This is a genomic window from Thermoanaerobacter ethanolicus JW 200 (assembly GCF_003722315.1).
Classification (GTDB): domain Bacteria; phylum Bacillota; class Thermoanaerobacteria; order Thermoanaerobacterales; family Thermoanaerobacteraceae; genus Thermoanaerobacter; species Thermoanaerobacter ethanolicus.
This window is the reverse complement of record NZ_CP033580.1, coordinates 1,858,581-1,874,034: the sequence shown is the minus strand read 5'-3', so window position 1 is coordinate 1,874,034 and position 15,454 is coordinate 1,858,581. Positions and strand designations below refer to the sequence as shown.

Annotated in this window: 15 protein-coding genes; all 15 read left to right on the top strand. The window is 33.1% G+C overall.

Going from position 1 to position 15,454, the window contains the following annotated elements; all coding sequences use genetic code 11:
• The first annotated feature begins 17 nt into the window (after positions 1–17).
• The 15 genes from EB239_RS09385 to spoVK all read left to right on the top strand — a co-directional run bounded on the left by EB239_RS09385 (position 18) and on the right by spoVK (position 15,452).
• Positions 18–734, top strand: a complete 717-nt coding sequence (locus tag EB239_RS09385) for a ClpP family protease (RefSeq protein ID WP_003869123.1) — start codon at positions 18–20, stop codon at positions 732–734.
• Positions 734–943: a YlzJ-like family protein gene (locus EB239_RS09380; RefSeq protein WP_003869122.1), complete on the top strand. Its 210-nt coding sequence runs from the start codon at positions 734–736 to the stop codon at positions 941–943. Before EB239_RS09385 ends, EB239_RS09380 begins: the two co-directional genes overlap by 1 nt.
• A gap of 118 nt (positions 944–1,061) precedes the next feature.
• Positions 1,062–3,188: an FtsK/SpoIIIE family DNA translocase gene (locus EB239_RS09375; RefSeq protein WP_003869121.1), complete on the top strand. Its 2,127-nt coding sequence runs from the start codon at positions 1,062–1,064 to the stop codon at positions 3,186–3,188.
• A gap of 18 nt (positions 3,189–3,206) precedes the next feature.
• The gene (gene rimO, locus EB239_RS09370; protein WP_003869120.1) at positions 3,207–4,517 is read left to right on the top strand and encodes a 30S ribosomal protein S12 methylthiotransferase RimO; all 1,311 of its coding nucleotides are present in this window, start codon (positions 3,207–3,209) and stop codon (positions 4,515–4,517) included.
• A complete protein-coding gene (gene pgsA / locus EB239_RS09365; RefSeq protein WP_003869119.1) occupies positions 4,517–5,053 on the top strand; it encodes a CDP-diacylglycerol--glycerol-3-phosphate 3-phosphatidyltransferase in 537 nt (178 codons plus the stop codon). Before rimO ends, pgsA begins: the two co-directional genes overlap by 1 nt.
• Positions 5,054–5,066: 13 nt before the next feature.
• Positions 5,067–6,308 (top strand): competence/damage-inducible protein A, encoded by a 1,242-nt coding sequence (locus EB239_RS09360; RefSeq protein WP_003869118.1) that lies wholly within the window; start codon positions 5,067–5,069, stop codon positions 6,306–6,308.
• A 64-nt stretch (positions 6,309–6,372) separates the two neighbouring features.
• Positions 6,373–7,398 carry a recombinase RecA gene (gene recA, locus EB239_RS09355; RefSeq protein ID WP_003869117.1) on the top strand — a complete coding sequence of 342 codons (1,026 nt, stop codon included), beginning with the start codon at positions 6,373–6,375 and terminating at the stop codon, positions 7,396–7,398.
• Between the two features lie 43 nt (positions 7,399–7,441).
• On the top strand, positions 7,442–8,041 hold the full coding sequence (locus EB239_RS09350) for a regulatory protein RecX (protein ID WP_003869116.1): 600 nt from the start codon (positions 7,442–7,444) through the stop codon (positions 8,039–8,041).
• A 79-nt stretch (positions 8,042–8,120) separates the two neighbouring features.
• Entirely contained in the window at positions 8,121–9,647 is a 1,527-nt protein-coding gene (gene rny, locus EB239_RS09345; RefSeq protein WP_003869115.1) for a ribonuclease Y, read from the top strand.
• A gap of 127 nt (positions 9,648–9,774) precedes the next feature.
• Complete coding sequence (locus EB239_RS09340; protein ID WP_003869114.1) at positions 9,775–10,554, top strand: TIGR00282 family metallophosphoesterase; 780 nt, start codon at positions 9,775–9,777, stop codon at positions 10,552–10,554.
• A gap of 72 nt (positions 10,555–10,626) precedes the next feature.
• Positions 10,627–10,887, top strand: a complete 261-nt coding sequence (locus tag EB239_RS09335; protein WP_003866776.1) for a stage V sporulation protein S — start codon at positions 10,627–10,629, stop codon at positions 10,885–10,887.
• Between the two features lie 69 nt (positions 10,888–10,956).
• On the top strand, positions 10,957–11,793 hold the full coding sequence (locus EB239_RS09330) for a PHP domain-containing protein (protein WP_003869113.1): 837 nt from the start codon (positions 10,957–10,959) through the stop codon (positions 11,791–11,793).
• A 55-nt stretch (positions 11,794–11,848) separates the two neighbouring features.
• Positions 11,849–13,036: a pyridoxal phosphate-dependent aminotransferase gene (locus EB239_RS09325; protein WP_003869112.1), complete on the top strand. Its 1,188-nt coding sequence runs from the start codon at positions 11,849–11,851 to the stop codon at positions 13,034–13,036.
• A 13-nt stretch (positions 13,037–13,049) separates the two neighbouring features.
• Positions 13,050–14,471, top strand: coding sequence for an adenylosuccinate lyase (gene purB / locus EB239_RS09320; protein WP_003869111.1), 1,422 nt, complete (start codon positions 13,050–13,052; stop codon positions 14,469–14,471).
• Positions 14,472–14,540: 69 nt separating this feature from the next.
• Entirely contained in the window at positions 14,541–15,452 is a 912-nt protein-coding gene (gene spoVK, locus EB239_RS09315) for a stage V sporulation protein K (protein WP_003869110.1), read from the top strand.
• Positions 15,453–15,454 lie beyond the last annotated feature (2 nt).

The following is a 15,454-nucleotide window of genomic DNA, read 5'->3' as shown; positions in this document are numbered from 1 at the left end:
TTAGGAGCGTGATAAAGATGAGCAATTTTTTAAAAAATGAAGAAACAGAACAACCTCAGACTTTACCACATGTTCAGGAGAATTTAAAAAATTTAGGCCAGACAAACGTACCTAATTTTGAAAGCAATATTCATTGTCTTACTATAATAGGGCAAATTGAAGGCCACATGATACTGCCTCCACAAAACAAAACCACAAAATATGAACACATAATACCACAATTGGTAGCAATAGAAGAAAACCCTAATATAAAAGGAGTTTTGATTTTATTAAATACTGTAGGAGGAGATGTGGAAGCAGGTCTTGCTATTGCAGAAATGATAGCAAGCCTTTCTAAGCCTACTGTATCTATAGTATTAGGTGGAGGTCACAGTATCGGGGTGCCTTTAGCAGTTTCAGCAAATTATTCTTACATAGTGCCAAGTGCTACCATGACAATACACCCTATCAGAATGACAGGATTAATAGTAGGAGTTCCCCAAACTTTTGATTATTTCAACAAAATGCAAGATAGAATAGTAGAGTTTATTGTGCGAAATTCAAAAATAAAAAGAGATACTTTTATGAAGCTTATGCTTAAAACTGGAGAATTAGCCAACGACATAGGAACAATCTTAGTTGGAAAAGAAGCAGTAGATTACGGTTTGATTGACGAAATAGGGGGTATCAAAGAAGCTTTAAAGAGGTTACACAATATGATAGAAGAAAGAGAAAAAAAGAAAGGTGAAGAATAATGTTATATACAATAATTCCCTATGAATTAATTTTTGAAAAAAGAGAAGATATACCCACCAATTATATAGAACTAAAGATGGGGAATAAACAGTTAGTAGTAGAAAAACTCTCAAATGGAAATTATATAATTCAAAGAATGTATTCTACTAATCCTTTTGATTACCTAGACGCAAAATATACTCCAGGAAGCATGATAAGTATTTATTAGAAAAATTTTTGTGTTATAATAGATGTGTTTAAAAAATTAGCACATCTATTTTTTTGTTGCTATTTTACATAATTAATACTAAAATTTTTATAGAAGAAATTATAAACAGGTGGTATATATGATTGATAAAAAACAAAAGTCTCTCAAAAACGAAATCATTGGAATTATATTTTTGGCTTTTACACTTATTTCTTTTTTAAGCCTTTATACAGATACAACTGGTGCTATAGGTAAAAACATAGGAATTTTTTTAAAGGGTTCTTTTGGGATAGGTTCTTATGTTGTATCTGCTTTACTTTTAGTATTTGCGTTGATGTTTCTTTTTAATAATCGAGATTTTATAAAATTACATAAAGCTGCAGCACTTTTTGGACTTTTTCTAACCCTCATAAGTTTAGATCATTTGTATTATTTCCCTTCTAATGAAGGATTAAAAAATTATATTTTAGCTGCTTACACTAATGGTATAAACAATATGGGTGGAGGAGTTGTTGCTGCCTTACTGGTATATTTTCTAGTAAAACTTTTGGGTATCACAGGAAGCTATATATTATTGTTTTCTTCTTTGGCAATTTTTATAGTGCTTATTACAAATGTATCTATCGTAAACCTGATGGAATCTTCCTATCAGAAGTTTAAACAACGTAAAAAAAAGATAAAAAAAACAGACCATGAGAAGGAAGTAATTTCTACCTCTACTTCTCAGGAGGATTTCACACCTTTAATTGAAGAAAATATAACAGAAAAAAATAGAACAATCGATATAATTGAACAAGTAGAAGAAGAAAGAAAAATCTATGAAAAAGGTACAAAAGATAAAGAAGAGGTTATAGAAAGCGAGTATCTTCCTCCTCCTATAACCCTTTTAAAAGAGGCAATTCCCCCACCAAAAATAAAAAATGAAGTGTTAATAGAGAAAGTAAAAAAAATAGAAGACACCCTTAAAAACTTCGGAGTTGATGCAAAAGTTATCCAAGTGACAAAGGGGCCTGCAATTACTCGTTTTGAATTGCAACCTAGTGCAGGAGTCAAAGTTAGCAGAATTGTGAGTCTAACAGATGACATTGCTTTAAGTCTAGCTGCGCCTTCTGTGAGAATAGAAGCGCCGATTCCTGGTAAATCTGCTATTGGAATAGAAGTCCCAAATGATAAAATAGCTCCAGTATATTTGAGAGAAGTAATAGATAGCAAAAAGTTTAGAAATTTTAAATCAGGCTTAGCAATTGGTTTAGGAAAGGATATCGCTGGTAATATTGTCATAGCAGATTTATCTAAAATGCCTCATTTGCTCATTGCAGGTGCGACAGGTTCTGGTAAAAGTGTTTGCATAAATTCTCTTATAGTGAGTTTGTTATACAAAGCCCCTCCACAACAGGTGAAAATGATATTGATAGATCCAAAAGTAGTAGAACTTAATATTTACAACGGCATTCCTCATCTCTTAACTCCGGTTGTCACAGACCCTAAAAAGGCAGCCGGTGTCTTAAATTGGGCAGTACAAGAAATGACTAAGCGTTATAATTTATTTGCCCAATATGGAGTTAGAGATATAGACAGCTATAACGAAAAATACAAAGAAAACAGCTTATATAAAATTGTAATCATAATTGATGAGCTTTCTGACTTAATGATGGTCTCTCCTGCAGAAGTAGAAGAATATATATTTAGGTTAGCTCAAATGGCAAGAGCTGCTGGCATTCATTTGGTCATTGCTACCCAAAGACCCTCTGTTGATGTAATAACGGGAGTTATTAAAGCCAACATCCCTTCAAGGATTTCTTTTGCTGTATCTTCTCAAATTGACTCAAGAACAATCTTGGATATGACAGGTGCAGAAAAACTTTTAGGAAAAGGCGATATGCTTTTTAACCCTATAGGAGCAGCAAAACCTATGCGAATTCAAGGAGCTTTTATCTCTGAAGAAGAAGTAGAAGCTGTAGTAAATTTCTTAAAAAATCATTCTAAGCCTCAGTACGAAGAAATAGAAATTGAGGAAAAGACAAATGGAAAAATTTTTGAACAACAAGAGGATGAGTTATTAGAAGATGCTATTTCTGTAATTTTAGAAACAGGGCAAGCTTCTATTTCAATGTTACAAAGAAGATTAAGAATTGGGTACGCGAGAGCTGCCCGAATTATAGATCAATTAGAGCAAAAAGGTATTATAAGCGGTTATGATGGTTCTAAGCCAAGGCAAATTCTTCTATCAAAAGAAGAAATAAAAAAAATATTAGAAGAATCTTAAAATAGAAAGGAAATGCAGATGAAAAATGTAGGAATTATATCCCTTGGATGTCCCAAAAACACAGTTGATTCGGAAAAAATGTTAGCAATTTTAAAAGAAAAAGGTTATAACATAGTAAATGATAAAAATAAAGCTGACATACTCATTATAAATACTTGTGGCTTTATAGAAGATGCAAAAAGAGAGTCGATAGAGTACATCATTGAGATGGGAAAACTCAAAAACCGCAGGCTAAAATACCTTATTGCAACTGGTTGCTTGTCTGAAAGATATAATAAAGAATTATTAAAAGAACTTCCCGAATTAGATGCAGTAATTGGCACTGGAGATTTCCCCAAAATTGCAGAAGTAATAGAAGAAATAGAAAAAGGAAAAACTGTTTTAGAATATGGACACGCTAATTTACTAAATGATGAAGGAATACAGCGCATTTTAACTACGCCAAATTATTACGCCTATTTAAAAATTGCAGAAGGTTGCAGCAATGCTTGTTCTTTTTGCATAATTCCAAAGATTAGAGGAAGATACAGAAGTCGCAAAATGGAGGACATACTTAGAGAAGCCGAGGAACTCGTCAAAAAAGGTGCAAAAGAACTTATACTCATTGCTCAAGACACTACAAAATATGGAGTAGACGTTTATAAAAAATTTATGCTGCCCCAACTTTTAAAAGAAATTTCTAAGATTGATGGTTTAAAGTGGATTAGGTTACTTTATGCATATCCTGATAGTGTAACAGAAGAACTTGTTGAAGAGATAAAAAACAATGAAAAAATAGTAAAATATATTGATATTCCGCTACAACATTCTCATGATGAAGTCCTAAAAAGAATGAATAGAAATACTAATAGACAAAAAATAGAAGAGGTTATAAGTAGATTGCGTAGCATTCCAAACATGGTAATACGCACTACTTTTATGGTAGGCTTCCCTGGAGAGACAGAAGAAGAATTTGAGGATTTAAAACAGTTCATAAAAGAAAAAAGATTTGAGAGAGTAGGAGTTTTCACATATTCTCGAGAAGAGGGAACTAAATCGTATTATATGAAGCCTCAAATTAAAAAGAGTGTCAAAATTAAAAGACAACAAGAGTTGATGGAGATACAAAAAGAAATTTCTTATCAGCATAATCTTTCAAAAGTGGGGAAGCAGTTAGAGGTACTAATTGAAGGCTTTGAAGATGGAATATATTATGGCAGAAGTTATATGGATGCCCCTGAGATTGATGGTGTTGTTTATGTAAAAAGCAACAAAAAACTCAAAGCTGGAGATTTTGTGGTAGCAACTATAACAGATGCCTATGAGTACGATTTGGTGGGGGAATATTAATGAATTTAGCAAACAAACTTACAATGTTAAGACTTTTTTTAATACCTATTTTTATGTTTTTTATGCTTGTCAGAGGTCCCTACAACGATTTTATAGCTGCAGGAATATTTTTACTTGCAGCATTGACCGACAAATTTGATGGATATGTGGCAAGAAAGTTTAATCAAATAACTAATTTTGGGAAATTTATGGACCCACTGGTAGACAAAATAATGGTTTCTTCTGCTCTAATAGCCTTAGTGCAAATGGGACGCATTCAAAGTTGGATTGTAGTAGTTATATTAGCAAGGGAATTTTTAATAACAGGTATTAGGACAGTTGCTGCTGATAAGGGAATTGTCATTGCTGCCAGCAATTACGGTAAATACAAAACTACTTTTCAAATGATAGCAGTAATTGCACTGATGCTTAATAATTACCCTTTTAGCCTTATAAATTTTCCTTTCGACACTATAATGGTGTATATAGCTTTAATTTTGACAATTTATTCGGGTGTAGATTATATTATAAAATCTAAAAATTTATTCAAAGATTAAAGAGGTGTTTTAATTGAGAGGAGAAATTATTTCTGTTGGCACAGAGCTTTTATTAGGACAAATTTTAAATACTAACGCCAAATATTTATCTGAAAAATTGGCTCTTTTAGGTATAGATATATATTTCCATACTAACGTTGGAGATAACGAAGAAAGATTAAAAGAATGTTTAAATATCGCTTTTAACCGCTCTGACCTTATAATAACAACAGGTGGATTAGGCCCTACTGTTGATGACATTACAAAAGAGACAGTGGCTTCTTTTTTAGGTCTTCCTCTTGTAGAAAACATAGAAGCAAAAGAAGAGATAATAAGATTTTTTGAAAAAATAGGACAAACACCTACCATGAACAACTTCAAACAAGCCTTTTTCCCAGAAGGTGCAAAAATCTTGCCAAATAAAAATGGAACAGCTCCTGGCTGTATAATAGAAAAAGATAACAAAATCATCATAATTTTGCCTGGTCCACCTTCTGAGCTAATTCCGATGTTTGAGGAATCTGTATATCCTTATCTTAAAAGCAAAACTAATGAAACTATAAAGTCTCGAGTAATCAAAATATTTGGCTTAGGTGAATCAAAAGTAGAGGAAATGGTAAAACCTCTTTTGTTTAATTCTAATCCTACTGTTGCTCCTTTAGTAGGTGATGGATACGTAACTTTGAGAATAACTGCAAAAGGACATGATGACAAAGAAATTTTAGAAATGATTGAGGATATGGAATCAAGGATTAGAGGTATCATAGGTGACTATATATACGCTGTAGATGAGGAAGAAATGGAAGAAGTCGTGATAAAATTACTACAGAAAAACAAATTAACTCTTGCTGTCTCTGAATCTTGTACAGGTGGTTTATTGGCAAAAAAGATAACAGATGTATCAGGGGCTTCAAAAGTCTTTAATTTAGGTGTTGTTTCTTACAGCAATGAAGCTAAAGAAAATATCTTAGGGGTTAGAAAATCTACTTTAGAGTCTTATGGAGCAGTAAGCCATGAGACAGCAAAAGAAATGGCAGAAAATATAAGAAAATTGGCCAATGCTGATTTTGGTTTGTCTACTACTGGAATTGCAGGACCTACAGGTGGAACACCTGAAAAGCCCGTAGGATTAGTGTATGTGGGTTTTGCTACCAATGAAAAAGTCTATGTAAAAAAACTAATGTTAAGTGGTGATAGAAGTAAAATAAGGACAAGGACAGTACTACATGCTTTAGACATTGTAAGAAGATATCTTCTGGGAATAAAAATTGACTAGTTATGTCCATTAATATATAATTAATTTAATACAATACCTTGTATTCTTGGGAGGTAAATAATAAATGATAGAAAAACAAAAGGCTTTAGAAATGGCTATAAGTCAGATAGAGAGGCAGTTTGGCAAGGGCTCTATCATGAGATTGGGAGATACTGCAAAATTGAATGTAGAAGTAATACCTACAGGTTCTCTTGAATTAGACATTGCTTTAGGTGTCGGAGGTGTCCCCAGAGGGAGGATCATAGAAATTTTTGGCCCTGAGTCTTCAGGAAAAACTACCTTAGCGCTACATATGATAGCAGAAGCACAAAAAATGGGAGGAACGGGTGCTTTTATAGATGCAGAACATGCTCTTGATCCTGTATATGCAAAAAATCTTGGGGTCAATATTGAGGATTTATTGGTGGCGCAGCCTGATACGGGCGAACAAGCCTTAGAAATTGCAGAAGCCCTTGTTAGAAGTGGTGCTGTTGACATAATTGTGATAGACTCTGTTGCTGCTTTAGTACCTAAGGCGGAGATTGATGGTGAAATGGGAGATAGCCATGTAGGGCTTCAAGCGAGACTGATGTCTCAAGCTTTGAGAAAATTAGCAGGGGTTACTAGTAAGTCTAAAACTATTGTGGTCTTTATAAACCAGCTTAGAGAAAAAGTAGGTGTTATGTTTGGAAATCCTGAAACAACCCCTGGAGGAAGAGCACTGAAATTTTATGCCACAATAAGACTAGATGTGAGAAAAGTAGATGCAATAAAGCAGGGAAATGAGATAATCGGCAATAGAACGCGTGTAAAAGTTGTAAAAAATAAAATTGCTCCGCCTTTTAAACAAGCAGAATTCGATATAATGTATGGAGAAGGTATTTCAAGAGAAGGAAGCATTTTGGATATTGGCACAAGTATAGACATAATTGAAAAAAGTGGTGCTTGGTATTCCTATGGAGATATACGATTAGGGCAAGGAAGAGAAAACGCTAAGCAATTTTTAAAAGAAAACAAAGAAATCGCAGATGAAATTGAAAGAAAAATTAGAGAAAATTTCAATCTAGCTTATAATAAAATAAAATCCTCCCCTGATGCAATAGTAGAATGACCCCTTATTGTGGGGTTATTTTATTACAAAAGGAGAAATAAGCATGATAATAACTACTATAGAAAAGCAGAAAAAAAATAAAAAATATAATGTTTACATAGATGGAGAATATGCCTTTAGTTGCAATTTAGAAGATTTGATCTATTTAGGCATAGAGGAAGGAAAAGAACTAGATAGTGAACAGTATAATTATTATGTAAACTATACTGCAACAAGACAAGCGAGTGACTACGCATTTAAACTTTTATCAAGAAAAATGTTAACAGAAAAAGAACTTTCTCAAAAGCTTGAAATAAAAGGTTTTGAAGAGAATATTATAAAAAGTGTTATTGAAAAGCTGAAAAGCTATAACTATATCAATGACGAAGTTTATACCAAATTATTTATAGAACAAAAAATAAACCAATTGTATAGCAGGCGAAAAATTTATTACGAACTTGTAAAAAAAGGAATTAATAAAGAATTGATCCAAGAAAGTTTAAACAATTTTTATCCTGAAGAAAAAGAAGTTGAAATAATAAAAAAAATAATTGAAAAAAAATTAAAATCCCAAGAAGAAACTAAAAAGTTAAAAAACTATCTTTACAACAATGGTTTTCAAATTGAAAACATTAGCGATGCCTTGAAAGAAAAGGATTTATAACTTGACATAATTTTGAAAAGGGTCTAAAATAAAATATGAATAACTACTAAGGAGGTGTAAGAGTATTAGCCATGTTGAATTGATAATCACAGCACTTATTGCAATAGCAGTCGGCTTTCTAATTGGTTATTTTGCAAGAAAGATTATTGCAGAATCTAAAATAAAAAGCGCAGAAAATTTAGCGCGTACCATATTAGAAAGTGCAAAAAGAGACGCTGAAAATAAAAAAAGAGAGCTCTTATTAGAAGCTAAAGAAGAGATTCACCGCATGCGAACTGATTTAGAAAAAGAGATAAGGGATCGCAGAGGTGAATTACAGCGTTTAGAAAAAAGACTCCTTCAAAAAGAAGAAACCCTGGATAAAAGAGCCGAAACTTTAGAACAAAAAGAAAATCTTCTAGAAGAAAAACAAAAAGAAATTCAACAATTGGAAGAACAAATTTCTTTACTCCATCAAAAAGAAATAGAAGAATTAGAAAGAATTTCGGGACTAAGCCGTGAAGAAGCAAAAGCCATTTTATTAGAAAGTGTTCAAAAAGATATACAACATGAAATGGCTGTAATGATTAAAGAAATGGAAAACAAAGCTAAAGAAGAAGCAGAAATGAAAGCAAGGGAAATAATTAGCAATGCCATTCAACGTTGTGCGGCTGACCATGCTGCAGAAACAACTGTGTCTGTTGTTACCCTTCCTAATGATGAAATGAAAGGTCGCATAATAGGTAGGGAAGGTAGAAATATAAGGACAATAGAGACATTGACGGGAATTGACCTTATAATAGATGATACTCCTGAGGCTGTTGTTATTTCAGGCTTTGACCCTATACGAAGAGAAGTTGCGCGGATTGCGCTGGAAAAATTAATTGAAGATGGGCGAATACATCCCGCAAGAATAGAGGAAATGGTAGAAAAGGCTAAAAAAGAAGTAGACAACATGATAATCAAAGCAGGAGAAGAAGCGGCTTTTGAAGTAGGAATTCACGGTTTGCATCCCGAGCTGATTAAGTTACTAGGAAGACTTAAATTTAGAACTAGCTACGGGCAAAATGTCTTAAAGCATTCAATCGAAGTAGCTCATTTGGCAGGACTTATGGCTTATGAATTAGGTGCAGATGCCCTAGTTGCCAAAAGAGCAGGACTTTTACACGATATAGGTAAGGCCGTAGACCATGAGGTGGAAGGCCCTCATGTAATGATAGGTGCAGAACTAGCTAAAAGATATCATGAGTCTGATGCTGTCATTCATGCCATAATGGCTCATCATAATGATGTAGAGCCTCAGACTGTTGAGGCAGTATTAGTACAAGCGGCAGATGCTATCTCTGCTGCAAGGCCAGGTGCAAGGCGGGAAGCTTTAGAAGCCTATATTAAGCGTTTAGATAAGTTAGAACAAATTGCTAATTCTTTTGAAGGTGTAGAAAAGTCTTATGCTATACAAGCAGGAAGAGAAATCAGAATAATGGTAAAACCTGAAATTGTCAATGATGATGATATTGTCATTTTGGCGCGAAATATAAGCAAAAAAATTGAGGAAGAAGTTGAATATCCAGGTCAAATCAAAGTGACTGTCATAAGAGAGACAGTAGCTGTAGATTATGCAAAATAAAGGATTGAAAAAAAGCGTGCGATGAGCACGCTTTAAAAGTTTCATCATAAATTTTTATTAGCTATTGTTTTAATAGCCAGGTTTGTGTAATAATAAGTTTAAGAAAATTATTTTTTGGAGGTTAAGAATGAAGATACTTATCATCGGCGATATAGTTGGAAGACCAGGTAGAAACATATTAAAAGAGCACTTACAAGAATTAATATCAGAATATAATATTGACATAGTTATAGCGAATGGAGAAAATGCTGCCGGAGGAAATGGACTGACTCGCAAAGTTGCTGATGAACTTTTTGAAATGGGAATTTCTGCATTAACAATGGGAAATCACGTGTGGGATCAAAAAGAAATATTAAAATTTATTGATGAAGAAATTCGAATTGTAAGACCTGCCAATTATTTAGAGGAAACACCTGGCAGAGGATCTATAGCACTTAATTTTAAAAATACAAAAATTGGTATTATAAATTTGCAGGGAACTACCTTTATGCCTTGCAATAGAAATCCTTTCTTTGTCGCCTTAGAAGAAATAGAAAAGTTAAAAAAAGAGACGAATATAATCCTCGTAGATTTTCATGCAGAAGCTACTTCTGAAAAAATAGCAATGGGATATTTTTTAGACGGAAAAGTAAGTTGTGTTTTTGGCACTCATACTCATGTACAAACGGCAGATGAGAAAATATTACAAAATGGGACAGCTTACATAACTGATGTTGGCATGACAGGTCCTAGTGATTCTATATTGGGAATAGATAAAGAATTAATAATTAAAAAATTTACATCTTCTGTACCTGTACGCTTTGAAGTTGCAAAAGGTCCTGCCCAAATAAATGCCATTGTAATTTCTGTTAATGAAATAACAGGAAAATGCTATAGCATAGAACGGATTAATAAAATTTATGCATAAAAAGGAGGATTTTTAAAACAAATGTAGAATATTAACAAAGAGAAAATCATTTGTTTTTAAGGGGGAAAAACAATGGAAGTGTTAAAAGTTTCAGCAAAATCTAATCCAAACGCTGTAGCAGGAGCGTTGGCAGGGGTGTTAAGGGAGCGTGGAGGTGCAGAAGTACAAGCAATAGGTGCAGGTGCAATAAATCAAGCTGTAAAAGCTGTTGCAATTGCGAGGGGTTTTGTAGCACCAAGCGGGATTGACTTAATTTGCATTCCTGCTTTTACAGACATTGAAATAGACGGTGAAGAAAGGACAGCAATAAAGTTAATTGTAGAGCCACGATAAAAAATAACCTGCATTTTGCAGGTTATTTTAAATTGTAAAGGTAAAATTTAGAAGAAAGGTTGGGATATAATGTTTGCAGACCTTCACATGCATTCAAAAGCTTCTGATGGAACTAATTCACCTTCTGAAGTAGTTCGATTGGCAAAAGAACACGGACTTAGTTGTATTTCTCTGACAGATCATGATACGATTGATGGATTAGAGGAAGCCATAGGAGCTTCTTCGAGATATGAAATAGAAGTTATCCCTGGAATTGAATTTAATTGTTATTATCAAGATCAAGAAATTCACATTTTAGGTTATTTTATAAATTATCACGATAAAAATTTTACTGAAAAATTAGAAGAGATGAAAAAGCTGAGAAATGGCAGAGCTAAAGCGATTTTAAAAAAATTAAATGAATTAGGAATTGATATTTCTATAGAAGACGTATTGGAATTCACAAGTGAAAAATTCATAGGAAGACCTCATATTGCAAGAGCCATGGTAAAAAAGAATTATGTAGAAAGTGTAAAAGAAGCCTTTGAAAAATACATAGGAGTGGGTGCTCCTGCTTATGTAGAAAGATACAGAATCACTCCTTTTGAAGCAATAAACCTTATTTTAGAAAATGGAGGTGTTCCTGTTTTAGCTCATCCCGGGTTACTTCAAGATGATAGTATTATTGAGGAATTAGCCCCAAAAGGTTTAATCGGAATAGAAGTTTACCATTCAAAACACACTACTGAAGATGTAGAAAAGTATTTAAACAAAGCTAAAAAATACAAGTTAATCATAACTGGAGGCTCAGATTTTCACGGTATAGAAGTAGATGGCAGAGACCTTTTAGGAACCATAAAGTTAGACTATGAATATGTAAAAATATTGAAAAGTAAAGCTAAAAATTTTGTAGAAATATCAAAATAATTAAGTTAAAATAATATTGTGATTCATATAGCAAAACCCTCTGGAGGTGTAAAAATTGGATTTATCCCAAAATGCCTTACAAATTACCCCTTCTATGACATTAGAAATAACTGCAAAGGCAAAACAGCTAAAAGCTCAAGGCATAGACGTTATAGACTTCGGAGTAGGAGAGCCAGATTTTGATACACCTGATTACATAAAAGAAGCTGCAATTGACGCTATAAAAAAAGGCTACACCAAATACACCCCTTCTTCAGGCATTTCTGAATTAAAAAAAGCAGTATGCGACAAGCTTTTAAAAGATAATGGCCTTAAATACCAACCAGACCAAATTGTCATATCAAATGGTGCTAAACACTCTATATATAACGCTCTTTGTGCAATTTTAAATCCTGGCGACGAAGTTATAATTCCTGTACCTTATTGGTTAAGCTATCCTGAGATGGTAAGGCTGGCTTATGGAAAGCCTGTCTTTGTAAAAACAAAAGCAGAAAATGACTTTAAAATTACATCCGAAGAATTAAAAAATGCTATTACCTCTAAGACAAAAGCTTTAATTTTAAATACCCCCAACAATCCAACTGGCTCAGTGTATACTAAAGAAGAGTTAGAAGAACTTGCAAAAATTATTGAAGAAGCAAATATTTTTGTCATTTCAGATGAAATATACGAAAAATTAATTTACGAAGGCAGTCACATCAGTATCGCCTCTTTAAATGAAAAAATTAAAGAACTGACAATTTTGGTAAACGGTATGTCTAAAGCTTATGCTATGACAGGATGGAGAATTGGATATACTGCTTCTTCTTTAGAAATTGCAAAGGTTATGTCAAACATTCAAAGTCACACCACCTCAAATCCCAATTCAATTGCTCAATATGCCAGTGTAGCCGCTTTATCAGGAGATGAAACTGTTATTAAAAGAATGGCAGAAGAATTCAATAAAAGAAGAATTTATATGGTGGAAAAGATAAATAAAATAAAGGGATTGAAATCAAATAAACCTCAAGGGGCTTTTTATGTAATGGTAAATATAGACGAATACATTGGGAAAGAAATAAAAGGAAAAATTATTAGAGGTTCCATAGATTTTGCAAATGCTTTAATTGAAGGAGCAAATGTAGCAGTTGTTCCTGCTTTGCCCTTCGGAATGGACAATTACATTAGGATTTCTTATGCTACTTCCATTGAAAATATTGAAAAAGGCTTAAATAGAATCGAAGAATTTTTAAATAAAGCATAATGAGGAGGTAAATATGCGAGATACTTATCAGAATCCGTTAATAACAAGATATGCTAGCAAAGAAATGGCCCAAATCTTCTCTGACGACGAAAAATTTAAAACTTGGCGAAGATTATGGGTAGCTTTGGCAAAAAGCGAAAAAGAATTAGGGCTCAATATTACAGATGAGCAGATTAAAGAAATGGAAGAAAATATAGACAACATAAACTATGAAGATGCGGAAAAATTCGAAAGAGAATTTCGACATGATGTTATGGCTCACATACATGCCTATGGTCTTTTGTGCCCCAAAGCAAAACCTATAATCCATTTAGGAGCTACCTCTGCTTTTGTAGATGACAATACAGACATTATTTTGATGGATAAGGCTTTTAAGCTAATTGAAAAGAAGCTTCTTAAAGTAATAAAAGTTCTATCCGAATTTGCTTTAAAATATAAAGATTTACCTACTTTAGGTTATACTCACTTTCAACCAGCTCAACTTACTACGGTTGGTAAAAGAGCATGCCTTTGGATACAAGATTTAATTCTCGATTTACAAGATTTAAAATATAGAAGAGAAAACATAATGTTAAGAGGAGTAAAAGGCACCACTGGTACACAAGCAAGTTTTATGGAACTTTTTGGTGGTGATGAAGAAAAAGTAAAAGAGCTAGACAGATTAGTAGTAGAAAAAATGGGATATAAAAAGTCCTTCCCTGTGACAGGACAAACTTATACGAGAAAATATGACTTTATGCTTTTGTCTGTTTTAAGCGGTATTGCTCAAAGTGCTCACAAATTCAGCAATGACCTAAGGCTTTTACAACATTTGAGAGAAATTGAAGAACCTTTTGAAGAAAAACAAATAGGTTCCTCTGCGATGGCTTATAAAAGAAATCCTATGAGAAGCGAGAGAATGGCAGCTTTAAGTAGGTATGTTATTGTCACACTTTTAAATGCATCTATTACTTCTTCTGCTCAATGGTTTGAAAGAACTTTAGATGATTCAGCTAACAGACGAATTGTAATACCCGAAATGTTCCTTGCCACAGATGCTATATTAAATCTTTATATAAACATTGCGTCTGGTTTAAAAGTAAACAAAAAAGTAATTGAAAAAAATGTGATGACGGAATTGCCTTTTATGGCTACAGAAAAGATTTTAATGGAAGCTGTACTTAAAGGTGGGGACAGACAAGAGTTACATGAAGCTATAAGAGTATACTCCTTAAAAGCGGCAGAAGAAGTTAAAAATGGAGAAGAAAATAGGTTGCTTGATTATATACAAAATGACCAAAGATTTAAACTTTCCCAAGAAGAAATTAAAGAATTAGTTGACCCTATAAAATTTACCGGAAGAGCTGTAAGCCAGACTGAAGAATACATTAAGGAAATTGTAAACCCTATTTTAGCAGATTTTAAAGAAGATGTAGAAGCAAAAGTAGAAGTGTAAAATTCGTTCACTTTCCACATCCCAATATCATAGAATAACAATAAAAATGGTATTGGGATGTGGTGGTAGATGGGAATATGGCCAGTTTTCTTTGAAGGATATAAATTTGAAGGATATAAAATAGAAAAAAAGTCAGAAGATAAACCTAAAGAAGTCACAACAACTGTAGATGATAAAAAATTACAAGAAGAAGCTTTAAAAGAGCTAAATTCTTTGATAGGCCTTAATAAAGTGAAAGAAATTATACAAGAAATTTACGCTTTCTCGCAACTGCAAATAAAGCGTAAAAAGGAAGGATTAGCCACTGAACCTATAGTATTACATATGATATTTAAAGGTAATCCAGGAACAGGCAAAACTACTGTAGCAAGGATATTAGGAAAACTTTTAAAAAGTATAGGAGTTTTAGAAAAAGGCCATGTAGTTGAAGTAGAGAGAGCTGATCTAGTAGGAGAATACATAGGACATACTGCTCACAGAGTCCGTGAAAATGTAAAAAAAGCTTTGGGAGGAATTTTGTTTGTAGATGAAGCTTATTCTTTGGCAAGGGGTGGAGAAAAAGACTTTGGCAAAGAAGCTATTGATACTCTTGTCAAAGAAATGGAAGACAATAGGAATAAATTTATACTTATATTAGCAGGTTACAAACACGAAATGGAATATTTTTTAAATACCAATCCCGGACTTCGCTCCAGGTTTCCAATCCAGATAGATTTTCCTGATTATACTATAGATGAACTTCTTCAGATTGCGGAAGTCATGGTAAAAAACAGGCAATATAAGCTTACAGAAAGTGCAAAGAGAAAATTAATGAAAATATTGATTCGTGACGACAATTCAAGAGAAATAGGAAACGCGCGCCTTGTAAGGAATATCATAGAAAGAGCAATTAGAAAACAGGCTGTAAGAGTTTTAAACAAAATAAATATAACCAAAGAAGATTTAATAACAATAGACAGTATAGACATTAGAGAGGACTGAGA